Source organism: Xanthomonas sp. LF07-6 (assembly GCF_034105445.1).
GTDB classification, from domain to species: domain Bacteria; phylum Pseudomonadota; class Gammaproteobacteria; order Xanthomonadales; family Xanthomonadaceae; genus Xanthomonas_A; species Xanthomonas_A sontii.
In genome coordinates this window covers 101249-122400 of sequence record NZ_JAXGGI010000002.1, presented here as the reverse complement: position 1 = coordinate 122400, position 21152 = coordinate 101249, and the positions used below count along the sequence as shown (strand labels likewise).

Genomic DNA, 21152 nt, shown 5'->3' with positions numbered 1-21152 from the left:
CTGCTCGCAATCGCGACGGGTCAGCCCGCCGCGGTGCGCGGTGCGCTGGCGCTGGTGGCCAGCTGCGGCCAGCGCTTCAGCACCGCGGCGCGGATGCCGGCGGCGTCGATGCCGGCTTCGGCCAGCAGTTGCTCGCGGCTGGCGTGGTGCTGGAACGCGTCGGGCAGGCCCAGGTGCAGCACCGGGCGCAGTACGCCTTCGGCGTTGAGCAGCTCGGCCACGCCGGAACCGGCACCGCCGGCCACCACGTTGTCCTCGATGGTCACGAAGCCTTCGTGGCTCTGCGCCAGCTCCAGCAGCAGGGCGCGGTCCAGCGGCTTGACGAAGCGCATGTTGACCACGCTCAGGCCCAGCTCGCGGCCGACCTGTTCGGCCGCCGCCAGGGTCGCGCCGAACGCCAGCAGCGCCACCGTGTGTCCCTGCGCGCGCACTTGCGCCTTGCCGATCGGCAAGGGCTCCAGCGTGGTCCCGGGGGCGACCCCGGGGCCGGTGCCGCGCGGGTAGCGCACCGCGGCCGGGCCGGCATGGCGCAGGCCAGTGCTGAGCAGTTGCCGGCACTCGGCTTCGTCGGCCGGCGCCATCACCACCAGGTGCGGCACGCAGCGCAGGAAACTCAGGTCCAGGTTGCCGGCGTGGGTGGCGCCATCCGGGCCGACCACGCCGCCGCGGTCGATCGCGAACAGCACGTCGAGCTGCTGCACCGCCACGTCGTGCACCAACTGGTCGTAGCCGCGCTGCAGGAAGGTGGAATAGATCGCCACCACGGGCTTGGCGCCGTGCACGGCCATGCCCGCGGCCAGGGTCACCGCGTGCTGCTCGGCGATGGCCACGTCGAAGTAGCGCTGCGGGTATTCCTTGCTGAAGCGCACCAGGCCGGAGCCCTCGCGCATCGCCGGGGTGATCGCCAGTAGCGCCGGCTCGGCCGCGGCCATGTCGCAGATCCAGTCGCCGAACACGTCGGTGTAGGTCGGCGCCTTGGCGCCCGGCTTGGCCACCAGGCCCTTGCTCGGATCGAATGGGCCCACGGCGTGGTAGCCGATCTGGTCGCCCTCGGCCAGTTCGTAGCCCTTGCCCTTGGTGGTGATGACGTGCAGCAGCTGCGGACCCTTGAGGGTCTTGAGCGTCTTCAGCGCGCCGAGCAGCGCCGGCAGGTCGTGGCCGTCGATCGGGCCGGTGTAGTGGAAGCCCATTTCCTCGAACAGCGTGGACGGCACGAACATGCCCTTCCAGTGCTCTTCCCAGCGGCGCACGAAGCGTGCGGTGGGGTTGCTCTTCTTGTCGCCGAGGATCTTCTTGCCGCCCTCGCGGATGGCGTTGAGGGTCTTGCTGCCGCTCATCCGGCCCAGCATCTTGGTGACCCCGCCGACCGCCTCGGAGATCGACATGCGGTTGTCGTTGAGGATCACCAGCAGGTTCGGTTCCGGGTCCATGCCGCCGGCGTGGTTCAGCGCTTCGTAGGCCATGCCCGCGGTCATCGCGCCGTCGCCGATCACCGCCACCACCTTGCGCTCGTCGCCCATGCGCTGCAGCGCCACCGCCATGCCCAGCGCGGCCGAGATCGAGGTGGAGGAGTGGCCGACGCCGAAGGTGTCGTACTCGCTTTCCTCGCGCTTGGGGAACGGCGCCACGCCGTCGGCCTGCTTGACCGTGTGGATGCGGTCGCGGCGCCCGGTGAGGATCTTGTGCGGATAGGTCTGGTGGCCGACGTCCCACACCAGTTGGTCGACCGGCGTGTCGTAGAGGTAGTGCAGGGCGACGGTGAGTTCGATCACGCCCAGCCCGGCGCCGAAATGGCCGCCGCTCTTGCCGACGCACTCGATCAGAAAGGCGCGCAGTTCCTCGGCGATGGCCGGCAGCTCCGATTCATCGAAGCGACGCAGTTCGGCGGGGACCTGGATGCGCGAGAGGCGCGGATAGCGGGTGGGGTCGATCATCGGAATGGAGGTTCAGCGGACCTGTCATTTTCCTCTCCATTCCGGGCACGCGCAATCAACCCGTTCAGTCGCGGGCGCGTGGATGGCCGGTTTTGGCCGGGGTGCGGCAATCCGTCGCAGCGGGCGTGAGGGCGGCGTGAGGCCGCGCGGCTACAACGAGAGCTTCGAGCGCTTCGGCAACTGCGCCTTCAGGAACGACATCTGGTCGGCCAGGATGTTGCGATTGGACAGGATCAGATGCTCGATCCAGCTCGGCCGGTACGGCACCGCCAGCAGCGGCATCGATGCCTGCTGCGGGGTGCGATTGCCCTTGCGCGAATTGCAGTGGAAGCACGCGGTGACCACGTTCTCCCAGATGTCGCGGCCGCCCTTGGACACCGGCAGCACATGATCGCGGGTCAGCTGCGGGCGGCTGAACTGCTGGCCGCAGTACAGGCACAGTTGCGCGTCGCGGGCGAACAGCGCGGTATTGGTCAGGGTCGGGGTGGGGTCGAGCGCACGCGCATGCGCGTGGCCGCGCGCGGCGATGATCGGGTGCAGCTCCAGCACGCTGCGCTCGCCGCTGGCGCGACAGATGCCACCGTGGATGTGCAGGCACGGCTCGCCGAGGGTCCAGGCGACCGCGCCGCGTGCGTACAGGCAGGCGGCGTCCTGCCAGTTGATCCAGTCCAGCACGCGGCCATGCGCGTCCAGCGACAGCAGCCGGACCGAAGGCAGGTGGGAAGGGGACGCCGCAGGCGACGGGACCGCGGCCGAGGCGCCGCAGGCCCCGGTATCGATCAGACCAAGCGTTGTTGTGTCTGTCTCCATCGGGAAGACAGCTTATACCCGATTGGTGACGGTTTGTGTATCGGCCGCGGCGGGCCGTGCGGCCCCGGCACGGCGTGCATGCCGGGGCCGCGTCCGGACCTGGATGTGCGACTCAGAACTGCGCGTCGGCCAGCGTCATCAGCGGCGCGGCGCCGCTGTCGATGGCCGCGGCGTGGGTCAGCGTGCGCGGCAGCAGGCGGGCGTAGTAGAAGCGCGCGGTCTCGCGCTTGGACTGCTTGAACGCCTCGCCATGCGCCGAGGCCTCGGCCGCGGCGACGCTGCGCGCCCACCAGTAGGCCAGCACCACGTAGCCGGAATAGAACACGTAGTCGTAGCTGGCCGCGCCCAGTTCCTCGGGATTGCTGGCGGCGCGCTGCAGGATGCGCTTGGTCAGCGCCGCCCACTCGGCGGCCTTCTCGCGCAGCGGGGCCACGAATTCGGCCACCGCCGGGTTGTCGGCGTGCTCGGTCAGGAAGGCCTCGATCTGCGCCAGGAACAGCTTCAGCCCCGCGCCCTGGCTGGACGCGGTCTTGCGCCCGATCAGGTCCAGCGCCTGGATACCGGTGGTGCCTTCGTACAGGGTGGTGATGCGGGCGTCGCGCGCCAACTGCTCCATGCCGTGTTCGTGGATGTAGCCGTGGCCGCCGAAGCACTGCAGCGCGTGGTAGGTGTTCTCCACCGCCCACTCGGTCTGGCAGGCCTTGGAGATCGGGGTGAGGAAGCTGACCAGCACGTCGGCCTGCTCGCGCTCGGCCGGGTCCTGGGCGCTGTGCGCGATGTCGATCAGGGTGGCGGCATGCAGCGCCAGCAGGCGGCTGCCTTCGGTCAGCGCCTTCACCGTCAGCAGCATGCGGCGCACGTCCGGATGCACCAGGATCGGGTCGGCCGGCTTCTCCGGCAGCTTGGCGCCGCTCAGCGAACGCGACTGCAGGCGCTCGCGGGCGTAATGCAGCGCGTTCTGGTAGGCGCGCTCGGACAGGCCGATGCCCTGCAGGCCGACGCCGAGGCGCGCGGTGTTCATCATGGTGAACATGGCCTGGAGGCCCTTGTGCGGCTGCCCGACCAGGTAGCCCTCGGCGCCGTCGAAGTTCATCACGCAGGTGGCCGAGCCGTGGATGCCCATCTTGTGCTCCAGCGAGCCGCAGCGCAGCGCGTTGCGCTCGCCGACGCTGCCGTCGCGGGCGACCTTGAACTTCGGCACCACCAGCAGGGAGATGCCCTTGGCGCCGGCCGGCGCGTCCGGCAGCCGCGCCAGCACCAGGTGCACGATGTTGTCGGTGAAGTCGTGCTCGCCGGCGGTGATGAAGATCTTGGTGCCGCTGACCGACCAGCTGCCGTCGGCGTTGGGCTCGGCGCGGGTCTTGAGCAGGCCCAGGTCGGTGCCGCAGTGCGGCTCGGTCAGGCACATGGTGCCGGTCCAGCGGCCATCCACCAGCGGTTTCAGGAACACCTCCTGCTGCCAGGCCTCGCCGTGCTGCTTGAGCGCCTCGACCGCGCCGTGCGACAGCAGCGGGAAGTTGCCCCAGGCCAGGTTGGCGGCGTTGACCATTTCGTTGAGCGGCACGCCGAGGGTGTGCGGCAGGCCCTGGCCGCCGAACTCGGCGGCGGCGGTCAGCCCGGTCCAGCCGCCCTCGGCGAACTGCCGGTAGGCCTCGCGGAAGCCGGGCGCGGTGGTCACCGCGCCGGTCGCCTTGTCGAGGGTGCAGCCGTGCTCGTCGCCAACCCGGTTCAGCGGCGCCAGCACGGTGCCGGTGAAGCGCGCCGCTTCTTCCAGCACCGCGTCGATCAGTTCGGCATTGGCGTCGGCATGGCCGAGGCGGGCGAACAAGGCCTCCACCTGCAGCACGTCGTGCAGCGCGAAGCGGAGATCGGTCAACGGGGCTTGATAGGTGCTCATGCGATCGCTCGTGACGAGGGCCGCGGTGCGGCCGAGGCGTCCAGGATACTATGGCGTATGGAGTATGCGCAGCCGCGCCGAACCGGCCGGTGCGCGTCGCCGGTCAGTCGAGCAGGCCGTGGCGGACCGCGTAGCGCACCAGTTCGGCGGTATTGCGCATGCCCAGCTTGTTGAGCACGCGGAAGCGGTGGTTCTCGGCGGTCTTGACGCTGATCTGCAGCACTCGCGCGATCTCCTTGGTGGTGCGGCCCTCCACGATCAGGTGGAACACCTCGCGTTCGCGCGCGGTCAGGCTGCGGTAGGGATCGGGCGGCAGCGCCTGCGGCTGCTGCATCTGCGCCACCAGTGCCTGCGCGGCCTGCGGCGAGAAGTGGCCGCGGCCGGCGTGCAGGTTGCGCACCGCGGCGATCAGGTCGGCGCTGGCGCTGTCCTTGAGCAGATAGCCGGAGGCGCCGGCGCGCACCGCGTGCAGCACGTATTCGTGTTCCTCGTGCATGGTCAGCACCAGGATCCGCGCCAGCGGCACGGTTTCGCACAGCCGCCGGACCACGTCGATGCCGTTGAGCCGCGGCATCGAGATGTCCACGATCGCCACATCCGGGCTGGTCGCCTCGGCCTTGGCCAGCGCCTCGATGCCGTCGGCGGCCTGCGCCACCACCTGGATGCCGTCGATCGCGTCGAGCACGGCGACCAGGCTTTCGCGCACCAAGGTGTGGTCGTCGGCGATGAGGACCCGGATCGGCGCGCTCATGCCGGTGCGCTCCAAGCGCGCCGACAGGCGGGATGTCGCGGCGTGTGCAGCGTCGCGCGGGTGTCGGGGCGGGGCAGGGCGATCACGTTCAATCGGCCTCCAGCGGGACCCGGATCTGCACGCAGCAGCCTTCGCCAGGGGACGATTGCAGGCGCAGGCTGCCGCCGCTCAGGCGCAGGCGTTCGCGCAGGCCGCTCAGGCCGCTGCCGCCGGCCACCAGCGCCTGCTGCGGGTCGCAGCCGCGGCCGTCGTCGAGCACCTGCAGATGCGCCCAGCCGTCGCGGGCCACCAGCCGCAACAGCACCGACTGCGCAGCCGAGTGCTTCAGCGCATTGGTCAGCGCTTCCTGCGCGCTGCGGAACAGCAGAGTCTGCAGCGCTTCGTCCAGCGTCGGCAGCGGGCCGATCTCGACGCTGACCGGGGTGGCGCCGGCGGCGGACTGGCTGCGGCCGAGCCAGCCCAGCGCGGCTTCCAGTCCCAGGTCGTCGAGGATCGGCGGGCGCAGCAAGCGCGACATCTGCCGGGTGTCTTCCAGTGCCTGCGTACACAGCTGGATGGCGTCCTCCAGCGGCGCGCGCAACGCGGCGTCGGCCGCGCCGAGCGCCGCGCCCAGTTGCGCCAGCCGGTGCTTGAGCACGGTGAGGTTTTGGCCGACGCCGTCGTGCAGCTCGCGCGCCAGGCGCCGGCGTTCGTCCTCCTGCACCTTGACCACGGCGCGGCCGAGGCGGCGGAATTCGCGTTCGTTGGCTTCCAGCCGCTGCAGCAGCAGGCGGTAGCGTTCGGCGGCGGTCGTGGCGGCGTCGTTCATGGCGTGGTCTGTGCGCGCGCGACAGCGGAACCGTCGGTGGCCTGCGCCGCGGCGCGGCGGGCGCGTTGTGCGGCGGCGTGGTCGCCGAGCGCGTCCAGGCGCTGCGCGGCCTGCGTGTGCAGGGTGGCGGCGAACAACGGGCTGCCGCGCAGCAGCAGGGCCTGCGCCTGCGCATAGCGCGCCGCGACCTGGTCGGCCGCGCCGTAGCGCAGCGCCTGCTGCAGATAGCGCAGGCGCAGCCCGGCATTGCCCAGGCGGGCGACGTCGCCCTCCAGCGCGGCGAGCGCGGGTTCGTCGTGCGCCGCGTGTACCTGGACCTGCAGTTGCAGCAGGCGGGTGCCGCTGGCGCGTGCCAGCGCCTCGGCCTGGCGCAGCGCGGCGGCGGCCGCGGCGTCATCGCCGTCGCGTTCGGCCAGTTGCGCCTGCAGCAGCGCCGCGCTCGCGCGCTGTTCGCTGGACACCGAGGCGGGCGCTTGCCGCTGCACCTGCTGCAGCGCCAGCCGCGCCTGCGCCGGGTCGTCCAACGCCAGCCACACCTGCGCGCGCAGCAAGGCGATGTCGGTCTGCCCGCGCTGGTCGCGGCTCTGCTGGAACAGCCGCTGCGCCTGGTCCAGTTCGGTCAGCGCCACCGCGCGCTGGCCTTGCCAGAACGCCAGTTCGGCCAGGTTGCGCCGGCTCACCGCCACCTCCTCGAGCATCTGGTGGCGCTCGGCCTCGCGCAGCGCTTGGCTCAGCAAGGTCTGCGCCTGGGTCCAGTGGCCGCGCGCGGTGGCCAGCAGGCCGAGATTCTGCGCGGTGCGCACGCGGCCGGTAGCGTCGTTGAGGTCGGCATAGGCGCGCGCGGCCTGTTCCCAGAACGCCTGCGCGCTGTCCAGGTCGCCCAACTGGAAATGCGCGAAGCCGATGTTGTTGAGCGTCTCGGCGACGCCGTGCGCATCGCCGATCGCGCGCCAGGCGGTCAGCGCGCCGCGGAACGCCTGCAGCGCCTGCGGATAGTCGCCGCGCTCCTCTGCCAGCAGGCCGAGTTCGTTGGCGGCGGCGGCCTGACCGTCGCGGTCGCCGAGTTCGACGTACAGCACCTGCGCCTGCTGCAGTTTCTGTTCGGCCTCGGCGAAGGCACCGCCGATGCTGAGGGTGCCGGCCAGATTGCGCAGGCTGGTGGCGACGCCGCGGCGATTGCCGACCTGCCGGCGCAGCTCCACGGCGCGCAGGTACTGCGCCTGCGCCTGCTGTGCCAGGCCGAGCCGGCCGTAGCCCACGCCCAGCGCGTTCACCGTTTCCGCTTCGCCATACAGGTCGCGGCCGCGGCGGAACAGCAATTGCGCACGCAGCAGGTCCTCGTCCACCGCGGTGGCGGCGTTGCCGCTGAGGATCGCCAGCTTGCCCAGCGCCAGCCACAACCGCGGGTCGTCGGGATCGCGCTGCGCCAGCGTGCGCAGGCGGTCGCGCGCCGCGTCCAGATGGCCGGCCTGTGCCTGGACGCGTGCGACCTGCAGCTGCACCTCGCTGTCGTCGGGCCGGGCCGTGGCCAACGCCTGCCAGGCGCTGTCGGCAGCGGCGAGATCGTCCTCGGCCTCCAGGCGCAGCGCCGCCAGCAGCGCCAGGGTGCGCGGCCGTGCCGGCGCCACGGGCGCGCGCGCATCCAGTGCCTCGCGCGCCTTCTGTTCCTCGCCGATGGCCTGCGCCGCGACCACCTCGGCCAGGCGCAATGGTGCCGATTGCGGCGCCTGTGCGCTGGCCGCGGCGAACTGCTGCAGCGCCTGCGCGCTGTCATCGCGCTGCCGCGCCGCCAGGCCGCGCGCATAGGCCTGCAGTGCGGCGGGCGCGGGCAGGTCGTCGGGCAGGGTGGTGCCTTCGCCGAGTAGCGCCCTGGACGCGATCGGCAACCAGGCGGCGTAGGCCGCGGCCGGATCGGCGGCGGTCGGTCCGTCGATGCGTTGCGGCGCGCCGCTGGCCGGGTGCAGCAGCGCCTGCAGGCGCCAGTCGGCGCCTTGGTGTTGCAGGCTCGGCTGCAACACGCGCTGCGCCGAAGCGAGCCGGCGCAGCGCCGCCACGTCCAGCGGCGCCTGGCCGGTGGGGTCGTACTGGCGCAACGCCTGCCGGGTGCGCGCGTCATCGACCACGGTCAGCGTTTCGCCGAGGCTGCCGCGCAGCCAGCTGCCGAGCGCCAGGCGTTGCTCGGCGCTGCCCGGGTCGCCGGCCAGCGGCAGGACCAGCAGGCGCGGCAGCGGTTGCGCGGCGACCTCCGGCGGCAGGGCGCTGGCGCGTTGCGCCTGCCACCGCCAGGCACCGACGCCAAGCAGGGCAGCACCGGCGAGCGTCGCGGCCAGGCCCAGGCCGATCCGGCGCCAGCGCCGACGATCGCGCGGCAGTTGCCGGCGCTCGATCGCCACGATCACCTCGCCGGCGTGCTGCAGGCGGTCGCGCGGCTGCGGGCGCAGCAGCCGCTGCAGCAACCGCACCAGCCAGCCCGGCACGTCCGCGCGCAGCCGGTCCACCGGCGGCGGCTCGCGCAGCATGCGCTGGGCCAGGGTCTCGGACAGGGTGCCGCCGGCGAACGGCACCTGCCCGGCGAGCATTTCGTAGAGGATCAGGCCCAGCGCGTAGAGGTCGCTGCGCGGGTCGAGCGCGTCGCCGCGCGCCTGTTCCGGCGACAGGTAGGCGGGCGTGCCGATGACGTTGCCCAGGGTCGCGCCGAGACCGCTGCTGGCCATCGAGCAGGCCACGCCGAAGTCGCTGATCAGCGCATCGCCGCCACGCTGCAGCAGGATGTTGGCCGGCTTGAGGTCGCGGTGCACGACGCCGCGCGCATGCGCCGCCTGCAGGCCGCGGGCGATGTCGCCGGCGATGCGCAGGGCGGTGTCGACGTCCAGCCGTTCCTCGCGCTGCAGCCGCGCCTCCAGCGACTCGCCGTCCACGTAGTCCATGCTGATCAGCCAGCGCCCGGCGTGTTCGGCAAGGTCGTGGATGCGCACCACGTGCGGGCTGGACACCTGCCGCGCCAGCAGCAGTTCCTGGCGGAAGCGGGCGAAGGCCTGCGGCCGTTGCGCCAGTTCCGGGCGCAGCAGCTTCACCGCGACGTCGATGCCCAACGCCTGGTCGTGGGCCAGGTACACCAGGCCCATGCCGCCGATGCCGAGCAAACGCTCGATGCGGAAGCGACCGGCCAGCACGTCGCCCGGGGTCAGGCTCTCCTGCGCGTAAAGGCCGGTGGCGGTGGCCGCATCGCTCATGCCGGCCCAGGCCCCTGTTCCGCACCGGTGTCGCGCAGCGCCTGGCGTGCGGCGATCCACAGCGCGGCGCGCTCGCAGAAGGCCTCGAGCAACTGCATGTCCAGCGCGCCGATGGCGCTGCCGGCGCGGCGGCTGTCGGCATAGATCGCGCCGAGCACGCGGGTGCCGTCGCGCAGCGGCAGGCACAGCAGGGTGCGCAGGCCGGCGGCGCAGACCGAGGCGCGCTCGGCCAGCCACGGCACGCCACCGACGTCGTGGGCCACGGTGGCCTGGCCGTCGCGCAGGGCGCGGTGCAGGGCGCCCTCGCTGCCGGGGAGGCTGTGCTGCAGCGGCAGCGGCCCGATCCCGCGGCTGGCCGCGACGCGCTGGCCGTGCGCCTCGGCCAGGACCAGCAGGCCGCGTTCGGCCTGGGCCAGTTCGACCACCGCGTCCAGGCTGGCGCCGAGCAGATCGTCGAGTCCGCCGATCTGGGCGAGCCCTTGGGTAAGGGCGGTGGCGCGATCGCAGCGGGCGCGCTGGCGGCGCTCGGCCAGTTCCGCATCGGCCGGGCTGAGCGGGGCGAACTCGGCGTAGATGTCGCCGAAGCGCAGCCAGGTCGCGGTCTCCAGCACGATCGGCGCGGCCACGCGCACGCCATCGCGGAAGCTGCCGTTCTTGCTGCCCAGGTCGTGCAACTGCCAGTGGCCGTCGGCCTGCGGCTGCAGTTGCGCGTGCCAGCGCGACACCGAAGGGTGTTCCAGCGCCAGCGCGTTGTCGGCCGCGCGGCCGATCGCCAGGGTCTGCCCGGCGGCGAGCAGCAGCGTCGGTGCCGGCGCGTCGGGCAGGTAGGCAGTCAGGCGCGCGGGCATCGCGGCGTGTCCTCCGTCGCGGTGGGTGCGACCGGTCCCGCAGCGCTCAAGGCGCGTAGAGACGTTGGTAGTCGATGGAGAAGCGCAGCGTCGCGGCGCCGGCCAGCAGTTCGCCGGCGGGGTTGCCTGCGCTCATGCCGGCGTTCCAGGTTTGCGCGATGCCATGGCCGGCGCGCGACGACACCTGCTCGCGGAACCCGTCCAGCGCGACTGTGGCGGCGGTGTAGTCGGCATTGGCCAGGGCGCTCTGTACGCTGTTCAGCATGGCGGCGAGCGGCGCCGCCTCGTTGGCGGGCAACTGCGCCACCAGCGCCTGCAGCCGGTTCAGCTTGGCGGCCTGCACGTTGGCGGTCGGGCGCAGGTCGTGGAGCACGATGAACTGCGAGAAGCCGCCGGTGGTGCCGCGGGCGCGGACGCTGCCCGGGGCGATCTCATCGGTGATGTCGCGGAAATCGCCGCCCTCCGGGGCCTTGAACAGGCGCAGGGTGCTGTCGGCGGTATAGGCCAGCGCATGGGTGTGCAGCTCCACATGCACGACGCGCCGGAACGTCAGGCCGCCGCTCGGTGGCGGTGTCACCGTGATCAGCAGCGGCAACTGCGACGGCACCTGGCCGGTTTGCGTGCTGGGCAGCCGCGGCAGCAAGGCCGTGACCTGGGCCGGGGTCAGCAGTTCTGCGCTCAGACCGAGGTTGGCCGGGCTGAGACCGCTGGCGTTGTCGAACTCCAGCGTCAGTTCCGCGAGCGGGTGCGGGCCGGCGCCGATGGCCGCCGTCGCCACATTGCCGCTCACGTCCACCTGCACCGGCAGCGGTTGCGCGGCGAGCCCGCCGGACGCCGCGACGGCGCAGAACAGCAGGCAAACCCTTGCGAACATCGTGTGCATCTGAAACCCCCTGTTGCATGTGCCGGCACTGCGCACCGCGCCTGCGTTCCGCCCGGCACCGCGGCGCGCGGCAGCGGCCTTCGTCCCGATCATACCGATCCGTACGGGCGATGCACGCGGCCCTGGGTGTTTCCACCCATGCGGGGTAGGGGCGATCCCGGATAGGCGCCACCGCGCGGCCGCGTCAGGCTGCAGTCACCCGCCCGTCCCGGGCCCACCAACCGGAGATTCCAGATGCCCATCCGTCGTCCCGCACTCGCCATCGGCATTTGCGCCGTGCTCGCCAGCGGCGTCTTCGCTGGCGGCAAGGCCGAAGCCGCCGCGCATCTGGACAGCCTGCTGGAGTCCAAGCTGGCCAGCACCCCGCTGACCGACGAGTTGCAGATCGTCATCACCTACAAGCAGTCCAAGCCTGTCTCGGCGGCGCAGCTGACCGTGTTGCACGACCTGGGCATCACCCGCGGCGTCAGCATGCAGACCCTGCCGATCGCCGGTGCGCTGGCCACGCCGGAGGAGATCCTGGCGCTGGCCGAGCGCGACGACGTCGCTTCGATCTACTACAACGCCCCGCTGCGCTACTTCAACCAGGACGCGCGCCAGGCCACCGGGGTCGACCGCGCGCAGAGCAATCCGGGCGACTTCGGCCGCACCGTGCCGTACACCGGCCGCGGCGTCGGCGTGCTGATCAACGACTCGGGCATCGACGCCACCCACCGCGACCTGGCCTATGGCGACCGCGTGGTGCAGAACGTGCTGGCCAACACCAACCTGCACAATCTGAACTCGATGCTGCCGGTCACCTACCTGGAGGGCGTGCCGAACACCGATGCCGGTTCCGGCCATGGCACCCACTGCGCCGGCACGGTCGGCGGCAGCGGCGCGCAGTCCGGCGGCAAGTACCGCGGCGTGGCGACCGGCGCCAGCCTGGTCGGCTACGGCTCCAGCGGTGTGCTGCTTGTGCTGGATGCGGTGGGCGGCCTGGACTACGCGGCCTCGCACCAGAACAGCTTCAAGGATCCGATCCGCGTCGTCAGCAACTCCTGGGGTACCTCCGGCAAGTTCGACCCGGCCGACCCGGTCAACGTCGCCACCTACGAGCTGTACAAGCGCGGCATCGTCAGCGTGTTCGCCGCCGGCAACGACGGTCCCAAGGAAGACACCCACAACCCGTATGCGCAGGCGCCGTGGGTGATCTCGGTCGCCGCCGGCCATGTCGACGGCACGCTGGCCGACTTCTCCTCGCGCGGCAAGGCCGGCGAGCGCGATACCTTCACCACCGCCGACGGCAAGAGCTGGACCCACATCAACCAGCCCAGCATCACCGCGCCGGGCGTGGACATCATCTCCACCCGCGCCTCCACCGGCCTGTTGCCGCCGCTGGCCGCGCAGAAGGACGAAAAGCTGATCGCGCCGGCGCAGCTGCCGTTCTACACCACCATGAGCGGCACCTCGATGGCCACGCCGCATGTGGCGGGTGTGGTGGCGCTGGTGCTGGAGGCCAATCCGAACCTGACCCCGGACCAGGTCAAGGACCTGATCGAGCGCACCGCCACACCGATGGCGGGACGTGCGTCCTGGGAAGTGGGCGCCGGCTATCTCAACGCCTACTCGGCGCTGCGCGAAGCCAGCAAGAAGTGACCGGATCGGGCGGACGCCAGCGTCCGCCCGATCCGCTGCAAGCGCAGTCGACCGCCGTGTCGGTGCTTGCGATGCAGTCCGGAGGCCGCCGTTCTTCGACCAAATGAAGCGCCGTCCGATCGACTGATGTCGTTGACGTTTTCGCGGTTGCCTTCGATCACGCTGTCGCCGTTCGGCGGCGTGGTCGGCAGCCACCGCGATCCCCCGTGCTGGACGTGCGGGGTTCCACCGCTCCCCGGAATGGCGTCCGGGAATCGGAATGGGCCCCGCACGTCCCGCATTCCTTTCGGCCGCACCGCGCGCCGATGCGCCGGATCGGGCACGCCGCTCCCGCCCCCTGTTTTTGCCGCATGTCGGCGCCCTCTGCCTGCAATGCACTCTGTTGCCGTTCCAGCCGCGGTGTTCGCTGGGTCGGGTGGCATGCCCCGGCGTGTGGCTCGCCGTGCAGTGCCGACTGCCGCGAGCGGCGACAGGGGAGCGCACCCTCCAATCCCGTGGTAGTTGCATGCGCCGCGGCTGAGTGTTTCCACCCGGCCGGCCTGGGTGCGATACCGGATTGGCCGCGCATCGGCGCGCCCGGCACGCTGCGGTGGCCGCCCGCTACGGGCTTCGACGATCCGGAGATTCCGCAATGTCCATTCGCCGTCCCGTTCTTGCCGTGGGTATCTGCGCCGTCCTCGCCGGCGGTGTGTTCGCCGGCGGCGACGCCCTGGCCGCCGCCCATCTCGACCAAGTACTGGAAGCCAAGCTCGCTGCTGCGCCGGCCGGCGACGCACTGCAGATCGTGATCACCTACGATCAGTCCGGGCCGGTCTCGGCCTCGCAACTCACCGCGCTGCATGCGCTGGGCATCACCCGTGGGATCACCATGCGCACGCTGCCGATCGCTGGCGCGCTGGCCACCCCGGCCGAGATCCGCGCGCTGGCGCAGCGCGACGACGTCGCCTCGATCTACTACAACGCACCGCTGCGCTATTTCAACAAGGAAGCCCGCGAGCTGACCGGCGTGGACCGCGCGCAGGGCAATCCCGGCGATTTCGGCCGCGCGCTGCCCTACAGTGGCCGCGGCGTCGGGGTGATGATCAACGACTCCGGCATCGATGCCACCCATCGCGATCTCGCCTACGGCACCCGCGTCGTGCAGAACGTGCTGGGCACCACCAACCTGGCCAACGTCGATGCGATGCTGCCGATCACCTATGCGGAGGGCGTGCCCAATACCGACCTCGGCTCCGGCCATGGCACGCACTGCGCCGGCACGGTCGGCGGCACCGGCGCGCAGTCCAACGGCGCCTATCGCGGCGTGGCGACCGGCGCCAGTCTGGTCGGCTACGGATCCGGTGCGGTGCTGCTGATCCTGGACGCGGTCGGCGGTCTGGATTATGCGGCCACGCATCAGTTCAGCTTCAAGGATCCGATCCGCGTCACCAGCAATTCCTGGGGCTCCTCCGGCAAGTTCGATCCGCAGAATCCGGTCAACGTCGCCACCTACGAGCTGTACAAGCGCGGCATCGTCAGCGTGTTCGCCGCCGGCAACGATGGCCCCAACGAGGACACCCACAATCCGTACGCGCAGGCACCGTGGGTGATCTCGGTGGCGGCGGGCGAGAAGGACGGCACGCTGGCCGACTTTTCCTCGCGCGGCAAGCGCGGCGAGAGCGGCAGCTTCACCATGGCCGACGGCAAGACCTGGACCTATCTCAACGAGCCGACGATCACCGCGCCCGGCGTGGACATCGTCTCCACCCGCGATTCCACCGGCGCGTTGCCGCCGCTGGCCGCGGACAAGGACAGCAAGCTGATCGCGCCGGCGCAACTGCCGTTCTACACCACCATGAGCGGTACCTCGATGGCCACCCCGCACGTGGCCGGCATCGTCGCGCTGCTGCTGGAGGCCAACCCGGACCTGACTCCGGACCAGGTCAAGGACCTGCTCGAACGCACCGCCACCAACATCCCCGGGCGCACGTACTGGGAGGCTGGCGCGGGCTACGTGAATGCCTATGCCGCGCTGTTGGACGCGAGCAAGCAGCGCAGCGGCTTCGGCAAGACGGTCAATTCCCTGCATCCGTTCTACAGCAATGCGCTGGTGCTACCCGGCGGCAGCCAGCCGTTCGAGGTGGCGTTCTCGCCAGTGGGTACGCCGCAAACGCAGGCGTTCACCGTCGGCAAGGACGTCGCCTGGGTCAGCGCCAAGGCCACCATCGACGCCAACACCCAGGCGCTAGTGCTGACCGATCCGGACGGCGTCAGCCACGGCTCGCCGGTGGCGCTGCCGTTGCTGGGCAGCACGGTCAGTGTCGGTGCGCCGGGCAAGCCGGGCACCTGGACCATCAGCGTGCGCGGCATCGGTTCGATCAGTGGCGTGCCGGTGGCGCCCAAGGGCAGCAACGGCATCGCGGCGCCGGGCACGGTGCGCGGCACCCTGGATTTCCTGCGCAGCGGCGGCTACACCGGCCTCAACGACGTCGCCAGCGGCGATCGCGATCGCGGCGCGGTGGAGTACGCGGTCGCCAACCGCCTGATCGACGGTTACGCCGATGGCTTGTTCCGCCCGCAGAATCCGCTCAAGCGCGCGGAGTTGGCGCGTTACCTGGTGATGGGCGCCGGCGTGCGCCAGGCGCTGCCGGCCGCGCCCAGCTTCAGCGGGCTCGGCCGCAACGACCCGGCCTATCCGTTCGCCGAGGCCGCGGTGGGCAAGGGCGGAGTGCTGCGCGACCTGCAGCAGAACCAGGCCGCGGTGATGGGGCTGGTCGCCGGCGATTTCCGTCCCAACGACGCCGTCAGCAAACTGCAGTTGGCGTATTCGCTGGTGCAGGCGCTGGGCCTGCAGACGCAGGCGCTGGCCTTCGACGGCACGCTGTCGGTGAGCTACAACAACCAGCGGCTGCCGATCGAGGACGTGGCGGCGATCCCGAGCAACCTGCGCGGCTATGTGCAGCTGGCGCTGGATGCCGGCATCCTCAACGCGCGCTTCGCGGTGACCCAGGGGCCGCAGGACCTGCAGCCGACCCTGCATGCCTACTTCGACCCAGGCAGCACGGTGTCGCGCAGCGGCTATGCGGTGATCGCCGGGCGCTTCCTCGGCGTCAATCGGCAGGCCAAGGACTGAGGACTGCGGTGACCGCGGCGACAGCATGCGCGCAGATGCAAGGCCTGCGCCGTGCTGGTTTGCTGCGGTAGGCGTCTGCTGCCGCTGCGAGCGCGCCACTGGCAACCCGTTGTTGCCGCGGCTCGGCGGGATCTGTCCTTGCAACGTGTGGGAGCGGCTTCAGCCGCGACGCGGTGTAGCAGGAATGCGCGTCGCGGCTGAAGCCGCTCCTGCAAATGACGTTTCGTCGTTGTTGGAGCTGCCCCGAAAACCGCTCCTACACGTGAGCCTCCCTGATCGCTAGGAGCCCCATAGGCGCGGCATCAGTTTTCCCGCGGATGCACGCTGACCGTGGCGGTCATGCCCGCAGCGAGCAGGGTGCCCTGCGGCACGCTGGCCGGATCGATGCGGATGCGCACCGGCACGCGCTGCGCCAGGCGGATCCAGTTGAAGGTGGGGCTGACGTTGGCCAGCAGCGAGGTGCCGGTCGGATTGTCGCTGTCGGAAATGCCGCGGGCGATGCCCTCGACCTGGCCGTGCAGCATCAGGCCGCCGCTCATCAGGCGGATGTCGGCGCGGTCGCCGACGTGGACCCGCGGGAGCTTGGTTTCCTCGAAATAGCCGTAGACCCACATCGCATCGTCGCGGACCAGCGCCAGGCGCGCACTGCCGGCCTGGGCGTAGTCGCCGACGCGCACTTCCAGATTGGTGATGTAGCCGTCGGCGGTGGCGCGGACCTGGGTGCGCTGCAGATCCAGCTCGGCCAGGTCGAGCGCGGCCTGCGCCTGTTCCACCGATGCCACCGCCTGCGCCTGCGCCGCGGTGGCCTGGCCGCGCAGCGCCGCGCTGCGGTGCACGTCGGCCTGCGCCGAACGCGCAGTGGCTTCGGCGTCCGAGCGCGCTTCGGCGGAGATCACCGCGGCGGCACGCGCGCGCCGTTCGGCCTGGGCGCGGCGCATCTGGAATTCCGCTTCGCTGGCTGCCTGGGTGGCGGCCGCCGCGGACAGGCTGGCGCCGGCCGCACGCGCCTGCGCCTGCGCGACCGCAAGGTTGGCGCGGGCCTTTTCCAGGGCCAGCTCGTAGCGCTTGCGGTCCACGCTGAACAGCAGGTCGCCGCGCTTGACGTGCTGGTTGTCGCGCACGGCGACCGCATCGACCAGGCCGGACACGTCCGGCGCGATACGCACCACTTCCGCGCGCACGCGGCCGTCGCGGGTCCAGGGCGAGAGCATGTAATGGCGCCACAGCGCATGCGCCAGCAGGGCGGCGACCAGCACCACGATGGCGGTCAGGGCGAAACGGATCAGGGCAGGGGTCTTCATGGCGGGACTCACGGAAGAAGGAGCAGGCCGAGCGCGGCGAAGGCGCCGACGTAGACGGCCAGACGGAACAGGGAGGGATGCCAGGCGTAGCGATACAGGCCGGCGCGGCCGGCGACCGCGTCCAGCGCCCAGGCCACCAGCAGCAGGGCCAGGCCCAGCACCAGCAGGCCGGGCACGTACACGCCGGCGATCGAGAGTTCAGCGGGCAGCAGCATCGTCGGCTCCTGGGGTGGCGGTGGTCGGCGCAGGCGTATCGGCCAGCGCGGCGAGAACGGAATCGGCGTCGAGCAGCGCGCCGCGCAGCAGCAACAAGTGCTCGCGGGTGGGCTTCCAGCGCAGCGGTACCGCGCCTTCCACCTGGCTGGCGGCCAGCGCCGCCTCCACCCACTGCAACGCGTGTCGGTGCCGTTGCGGGCTGGGATCGAGATACAGGTCGGCCAGCGCCTGCACGGCGGCCTCCACCGCGGTGGCCAGGGCCGGCGGCAGCGTGCCTGCGGCCGCATCGCGGCGCAGTTCGACCAGGGTGCGCCCGGTTTCGTGCACCGACAGCGCCCAGCCGAGCAGGTCGCGCAGTTCGTCGCTGCCCGGCGGGGTGTGCGCGACGATCTGCTGGAACAGGTCGCGGTTGACGCTCTCCAGTTGCAGCGCCAGCCCCGGCAGCGGCGCACGCGCGGCCAGCGTGGTCTGCCGCCGCAGCCGCTCCAGCAGGCGCCGGCGCTGCCAGCGGGTGCCGATCACCGGCGGCACGAATACGAACGTCGCGCTCACCGCCAGCGTCCCCAGCAGCAGCGGCACCACGCTGTTGAAGGTGGCCGCGGCGTTGAAGCTTGGCGTCGGCTGGACCGCCAGGATCGAAACGAAGGCCAGGTTGGCGCCGGTGGCGAAGCCGTACAGCGCCGGTTTCGAGGCCAGGTACAGGGTCACCAGCAGGAACGGCAGGGTGCCGGCGACGAACAGCACATAGCCGTCCATCTGCGGCAGCACCAGCAACTGGCACACCACGCCGAGCACGATGCCGAACACGAACCCCTTGAACAGCGAGCGCGCGGCAGCGGGCGCGTTGGCGCTGGACGACAGGATCGCGCTCAGCGCCACCGCTTGGAACACCGCCGTGGCACCGCTGATCCAGCCGGCCTGGATCCACAGCCAGCACATCGTCGCCACCAGCAACGCGCTGCGCAGCGCGGTCAGTGCGGCCGCGGCGTAGTCGTTGCCGCGCACGAACACCGCGGTGTCGCCGCGGTCCTGCGGCGTGCGCCACTGCTGCGGCGCGACCAGGGTCGCCTCGGTGGCCACATAGTCGTGCAGGTCGGCGAAGAACCGCTGCAGCAGCGACACGCCGGTGTCGAATCCCTCGTGCCGTGCCGCCGGCAGGGTCGCACGCGCTTCGGCCGCACGCGTCGCCAGCGCATCGCGGCACGCCGCCAGCTTGCGCGCGGTCGCGGCTGCGCCCTCGCGTCCGCCGCGGTCGCTGAGCGCGGCCTTCAGCGGCCGATACAGGCCGATCAGCGCCTCGGCCACCTCCGCATCGCCGCTGCGCAGCAGCCGGTTGATGTAGTGGTGCAGCGCCTGGAAGCTGGTCGACACCGCCATGAAGCGCTGGTTGAGCAGGCGCAGGCGGCCGCTGCGCACCCGTGCCTCCGGATCCTCGAACACCACCGAACTGCGCAGGTCCTCGATGGTCACCGCGTCGCGCACGAAGCGCAGGTGCGCCTGCTCCATCGCCTCGCGCGGCAGCTCCCCGCCGGTGGCGTCGCGGACGAAGTCCAGGAAGCCGTCGGACGCACGGCGCACGGTATCGCGCAGGGTCTGGCGCAGCCGGCTGGGAAACACCACGTCGCTGACGATGCCGGTCACCAGCAGGCCCAGCACCACCTCGGTCACCCGCGCCACCACCAGGTTGAACACGTTCTGCGGCTGGTTCACCGCCGGCAGCGCGATCAGCGCCACCGTGTAGCCGGACAGCACGAAGGCATACGCCTTGAAGTTGCGGTACAGCAGCGCGCCGCCGGTGCAGGCGCCGATCCACAGCGACAGCGCCAGCACGAACAGCACCGGCTCCTGCGGGAACAGCGCCACCATCGTCAGCGCGGCGACGCTGCCGATCAGCGTGCCCAGCACCCGGTAGAAGCCCTTGGCGAAGACCATGCCGGTCTGCCGGTGCATCACCACCACCACGGTGATCATCGCGGTCATCGGCGAGGCCAGGTCCAGACGCAGCGCGATCCAGCCGGCCAGATAGATCGACAGCAGCGTGCGCAGCACGAACAGCCAGGCCTCGCCTTCGCCGCGCAGGGCGTCGGCCAGCAGGGTGCGCAGGCCTGGCGCTGCCTCGGCAGCGGCGGCGGCGTTGGGGTGCTGCGCGCTCATGCGGCGTCCTCGACCCCGCGCAGCAGGGTCTTCAGCAGCGCCTGCAACTGCGCCAGCGCCGCCGGATCCAGGTGCCGCACATACGTGTCGAGCTGGACGGAGAGGTCGGGGATCAGCGCCTCGATCAGGCGCTCGCCGGCCTCGGTCAGGCGCAGCAGCAGCATGCGCCGGTCCTCGGCACTGGGCATGCGCTGGATCAGGCCCTTGTCGACCAGCTGACTGGTCAGACGGGTGATGTTGGCCGACTTCTCGCCCGCCGCGTCGCTCAGCTGGGACGGGTTCAAGATTCCGTCGGGGCTGGCGTCGATCATCATCAGCACGTTGTATTCGGCGTAGCTCAGGCCATAGGGCCGCAACACCTCGTTGCTCTGGTCGAGGCTGAGCTTGTGCAGCAGCTTGATCAGCCGCAGGACCAGCGCGGCTTGCCGCGGGAAGTGCGGATGCTTGCGGGCGGTCACGTCCAGGCGCTGCTCGGTGGCGGCGAAGCGACTCATATGCGGCTCGATGATTTGTACATGTGTAAATAATACATTTATGTATTAATTTTGCGGTAACGCCGGCTGAACGCGGCCCGCTGAAGGGGGAGTCCAGGAAAAACGCGCGGACAGGCCTGCGCCGAGGACGCAACGCATTAGCGTGGCGCGTGGCAGGTCGAGGCAGCGCCTGTGTCCGGTGAAGCGCAGGTCGACGCGCAGGCGCGTTCCGCGCCCCGGAAACCGGGATGTCGCGTTCGAGAGAGAGAGAGAGAGAGAGCGGGGCAGGTGGCGCCTCAGCGCCACCGCCGGGTCAACGCAGCACGCCGTCCAGGCCGGGCGCGGGCGAGAGCATGTTGCGGGTGTCGATCTCGAAGCTGCGCGGCTTCTTGTCTTCCGGCGTCGCGGCGATGCTGCCCTTCAGGGTGTACTCCAGGCTGCGGCGGCCGGCCAGGGCGTCGGCGACGGCCATGCGCGCGCTTGAGCTGGGCTTCAGCGCGACACTCACCACGTCCGCCGTCTCCGGGCCGATCGAGATCCCGGGCGCGGCCTGCAGGCTGCCGGCCGCTTCGCCGCCCACACCGAGGTCCAGACGCAGGGTGTCGTAGCGCATCGGAATGCTGCTGTAGTTCTGCAGGCGCAGTTCCACCTTCCAACTGCCGTCCATGTTGACCGTCAGTTGCTGCACGCTGGCGGCCGGGTCCGACACGCGCCGCACGATGCCGTCGCTGCAGGCGCCGAGCAACGCGGTGCACAACATGAGCAAGCCGAGGCGGAGCGGGTGACGCATGGGCGGAATCCACGGAAAGGAAGACCGGCGAAGACTACACCACACCCCTGTCTGCCGTGGTGGCGCAGCGATGGCGGAGCCTCCCCCGGACTGCGCGGGCTGCGGAAAGCTGGCGGCATGCTGGCGGTCGCGCGCGCGACGTGACGTGACGTGACGTGACGCAAGGCGGACAGCGGACACGCTCTACTGGCGCCTTCGCTTGGTGTCGTGCGCTTCCGCCACTGGAATGGCAGGCTCGCCCAACCTAGCTGCGCGATGGCGTCGTCCGCGTCGTGCCATCTGCCGTCAGCCCGCAATCCGGCAT

At 71.2% G+C, this 21152-nt stretch carries 15 protein-coding genes; 2 read left to right on the top strand and 13 right to left on the bottom strand.

Features of this window, described 5'->3' with window-relative positions; genetic code table 11:
- Window positions 1-20: 20 nt before the first annotated feature.
- The 8 genes from dxs to SLW56_RS05025 form a co-directional block, all read right to left on the bottom strand.
- Window positions 21-1934 carry a 1-deoxy-D-xylulose-5-phosphate synthase gene (gene dxs / locus SLW56_RS05060; protein ID WP_017915807.1) on the bottom strand — a complete coding sequence of 638 codons (1914 nt, stop codon included), beginning with the start codon at window positions 1932-1934 and terminating at the stop codon, window positions 21-23.
- Between the two features lie 150 nt (window positions 1935-2084).
- On the bottom strand, window positions 2085-2744 hold the full coding sequence (locus SLW56_RS05055; protein WP_026143548.1) for an HNH endonuclease: 660 nt from the start codon (window positions 2742-2744) through the stop codon (window positions 2085-2087).
- Between the two features lie 112 nt (window positions 2745-2856).
- Window positions 2857-4641, bottom strand: coding sequence for an acyl-CoA dehydrogenase C-terminal domain-containing protein (locus SLW56_RS05050; RefSeq protein WP_295915902.1), 1785 nt, complete (start codon window positions 4639-4641; stop codon window positions 2857-2859).
- A gap of 103 nt (window positions 4642-4744) precedes the next feature.
- On the bottom strand, window positions 4745-5392 hold the full coding sequence (locus tag SLW56_RS05045) for a response regulator transcription factor (RefSeq protein ID WP_017911263.1): 648 nt from the start codon (window positions 5390-5392) through the stop codon (window positions 4745-4747).
- 88 nt (window positions 5393-5480) lie between these two features.
- Window positions 5481-6200 carry a sensor histidine kinase gene (locus tag SLW56_RS05040; RefSeq protein WP_017915806.1) on the bottom strand — a complete coding sequence of 240 codons (720 nt, stop codon included), beginning with the start codon at window positions 6198-6200 and terminating at the stop codon, window positions 5481-5483.
- Window positions 6197-9433: a protein kinase gene (locus SLW56_RS05035; RefSeq protein ID WP_320694443.1), complete on the bottom strand. Its 3237-nt coding sequence runs from the start codon at window positions 9431-9433 to the stop codon at window positions 6197-6199. Before SLW56_RS05035 ends, SLW56_RS05040 begins: the two co-directional genes overlap by 4 nt.
- On the bottom strand, window positions 9430-10281 hold the full coding sequence (locus SLW56_RS05030; RefSeq protein ID WP_320694442.1) for an FHA domain-containing protein: 852 nt from the start codon (window positions 10279-10281) through the stop codon (window positions 9430-9432). The genes SLW56_RS05035 and SLW56_RS05030 overlap by 4 nt, the downstream gene beginning before the upstream one ends.
- A gap of 46 nt (window positions 10282-10327) precedes the next feature.
- Window positions 10328-11164, bottom strand: coding sequence for a DUF6689 family protein (locus SLW56_RS05025; RefSeq protein WP_320694441.1), 837 nt, complete (start codon window positions 11162-11164; stop codon window positions 10328-10330).
- Window positions 11165-11398: 234 nt separating this feature from the next.
- Here SLW56_RS05025 and SLW56_RS05020 point away from each other — a divergent pair, with 234 nt between their 5' ends.
- Both SLW56_RS05020 and SLW56_RS05015 read left to right on the top strand, forming a co-directional pair.
- Window positions 11399-12802, top strand: coding sequence for a S8 family serine peptidase (locus SLW56_RS05020; RefSeq protein ID WP_320694440.1), 1404 nt, complete (start codon window positions 11399-11401; stop codon window positions 12800-12802).
- 631 nt (window positions 12803-13433) lie between these two features.
- Complete coding sequence (locus SLW56_RS05015) at window positions 13434-15914, top strand: S8 family serine peptidase (RefSeq protein ID WP_295915891.1); 2481 nt, start codon at window positions 13434-13436, stop codon at window positions 15912-15914.
- Window positions 15915-16216: 302 nt separating this feature from the next.
- On the opposite strand, the gene SLW56_RS05010 is transcribed toward SLW56_RS05015, so the two are convergent.
- The 5 genes from SLW56_RS05010 to SLW56_RS04990 all read right to left on the bottom strand — a co-directional run bounded on the left by SLW56_RS05010 (window position 16217) and on the right by SLW56_RS04990 (window position 20848).
- A complete protein-coding gene (locus tag SLW56_RS05010) occupies window positions 16217-17215 on the bottom strand; it encodes an HlyD family secretion protein (protein ID WP_043092294.1) in 999 nt (332 codons plus the stop codon).
- Between the two features lie 8 nt (window positions 17216-17223).
- The gene (locus tag SLW56_RS05005) at window positions 17224-17430 is read right to left on the bottom strand and encodes a DUF1656 domain-containing protein (RefSeq protein ID WP_017909051.1); all 207 of its coding nucleotides are present in this window, start codon (window positions 17428-17430) and stop codon (window positions 17224-17226) included.
- Window positions 17414-19585: an FUSC family protein gene (locus tag SLW56_RS05000; RefSeq protein ID WP_320694439.1), complete on the bottom strand. Its 2172-nt coding sequence runs from the start codon at window positions 19583-19585 to the stop codon at window positions 17414-17416. Before SLW56_RS05000 ends, SLW56_RS05005 begins: the two co-directional genes overlap by 17 nt.
- A complete protein-coding gene (locus SLW56_RS04995) occupies window positions 19582-20079 on the bottom strand; it encodes a MarR family transcriptional regulator (protein WP_152235988.1) in 498 nt (165 codons plus the stop codon). Before SLW56_RS04995 ends, SLW56_RS05000 begins: the two co-directional genes overlap by 4 nt.
- A 292-nt stretch (window positions 20080-20371) precedes the next feature.
- A complete protein-coding gene (locus SLW56_RS04990) occupies window positions 20372-20848 on the bottom strand; it encodes an LEA type 2 family protein (RefSeq protein WP_320694438.1) in 477 nt (158 codons plus the stop codon).
- Window positions 20849-21152 lie beyond the last annotated feature (304 nt).

Bases quoted from the DNA above. Each gene is read 5' to 3' on its own strand.
- SLW56_RS05045 (WP_017911263.1), bottom strand. From the start codon at position 5,392: ATGAGCGCGCCGATCCGGGTCCTCATCGCCGACGACCACACCTTGGTG.
- dxs (WP_017915807.1), bottom strand. From the start codon at position 1,934: ATGATCGACCCCACCCGCTATCCGCGCCTCTCGCGCATCCAGGTCCCC.
- SLW56_RS05055 (WP_026143548.1), bottom strand. From the start codon at position 2,744: ATGGAGACAGACACAACAACGCTTGGTCTGATCGATACCGGGGCCTGC.
- SLW56_RS05020 (WP_320694440.1), top strand. From the start codon at position 11,399: ATGCCCATCCGTCGTCCCGCACTCGCCATCGGCATTTGCGCCGTGCTC.
- SLW56_RS05010 (WP_043092294.1), bottom strand. From the start codon at position 17,215: ATGAAGACCCCTGCCCTGATCCGTTTCGCCCTGACCGCCATCGTGGTG.
- SLW56_RS04995 (WP_152235988.1), bottom strand. From the start codon at position 20,079: ATGAGTCGCTTCGCCGCCACCGAGCAGCGCCTGGACGTGACCGCCCGC.
- SLW56_RS05000 (WP_320694439.1), bottom strand. From the start codon at position 19,585: ATGAGCGCGCAGCACCCCAACGCCGCCGCCGCTGCCGAGGCAGCGCCA.
- SLW56_RS05025 (WP_320694441.1), bottom strand. From the start codon at position 11,164: ATGCACACGATGTTCGCAAGGGTTTGCCTGCTGTTCTGCGCCGTCGCG.
- SLW56_RS05035 (WP_320694443.1), bottom strand. From the start codon at position 9,433: ATGAGCGATGCGGCCACCGCCACCGGCCTTTACGCGCAGGAGAGCCTG.
- SLW56_RS05030 (WP_320694442.1), bottom strand. From the start codon at position 10,281: ATGCCCGCGCGCCTGACTGCCTACCTGCCCGACGCGCCGGCACCGACG.
- SLW56_RS04990 (WP_320694438.1), bottom strand. From the start codon at position 20,848: ATGCGTCACCCGCTCCGCCTCGGCTTGCTCATGTTGTGCACCGCGTTG.
- SLW56_RS05050 (WP_295915902.1), bottom strand. From the start codon at position 4,641: ATGAGCACCTATCAAGCCCCGTTGACCGATCTCCGCTTCGCGCTGCAC.
- SLW56_RS05040 (WP_017915806.1), bottom strand. From the start codon at position 6,200: ATGAACGACGCCGCCACGACCGCCGCCGAACGCTACCGCCTGCTGCTG.
- SLW56_RS05005 (WP_017909051.1), bottom strand. From the start codon at position 17,430: ATGCTGCTGCCCGCTGAACTCTCGATCGCCGGCGTGTACGTGCCCGGC.
- SLW56_RS05015 (WP_295915891.1), top strand. From the start codon at position 13,434: ATGTCCATTCGCCGTCCCGTTCTTGCCGTGGGTATCTGCGCCGTCCTC.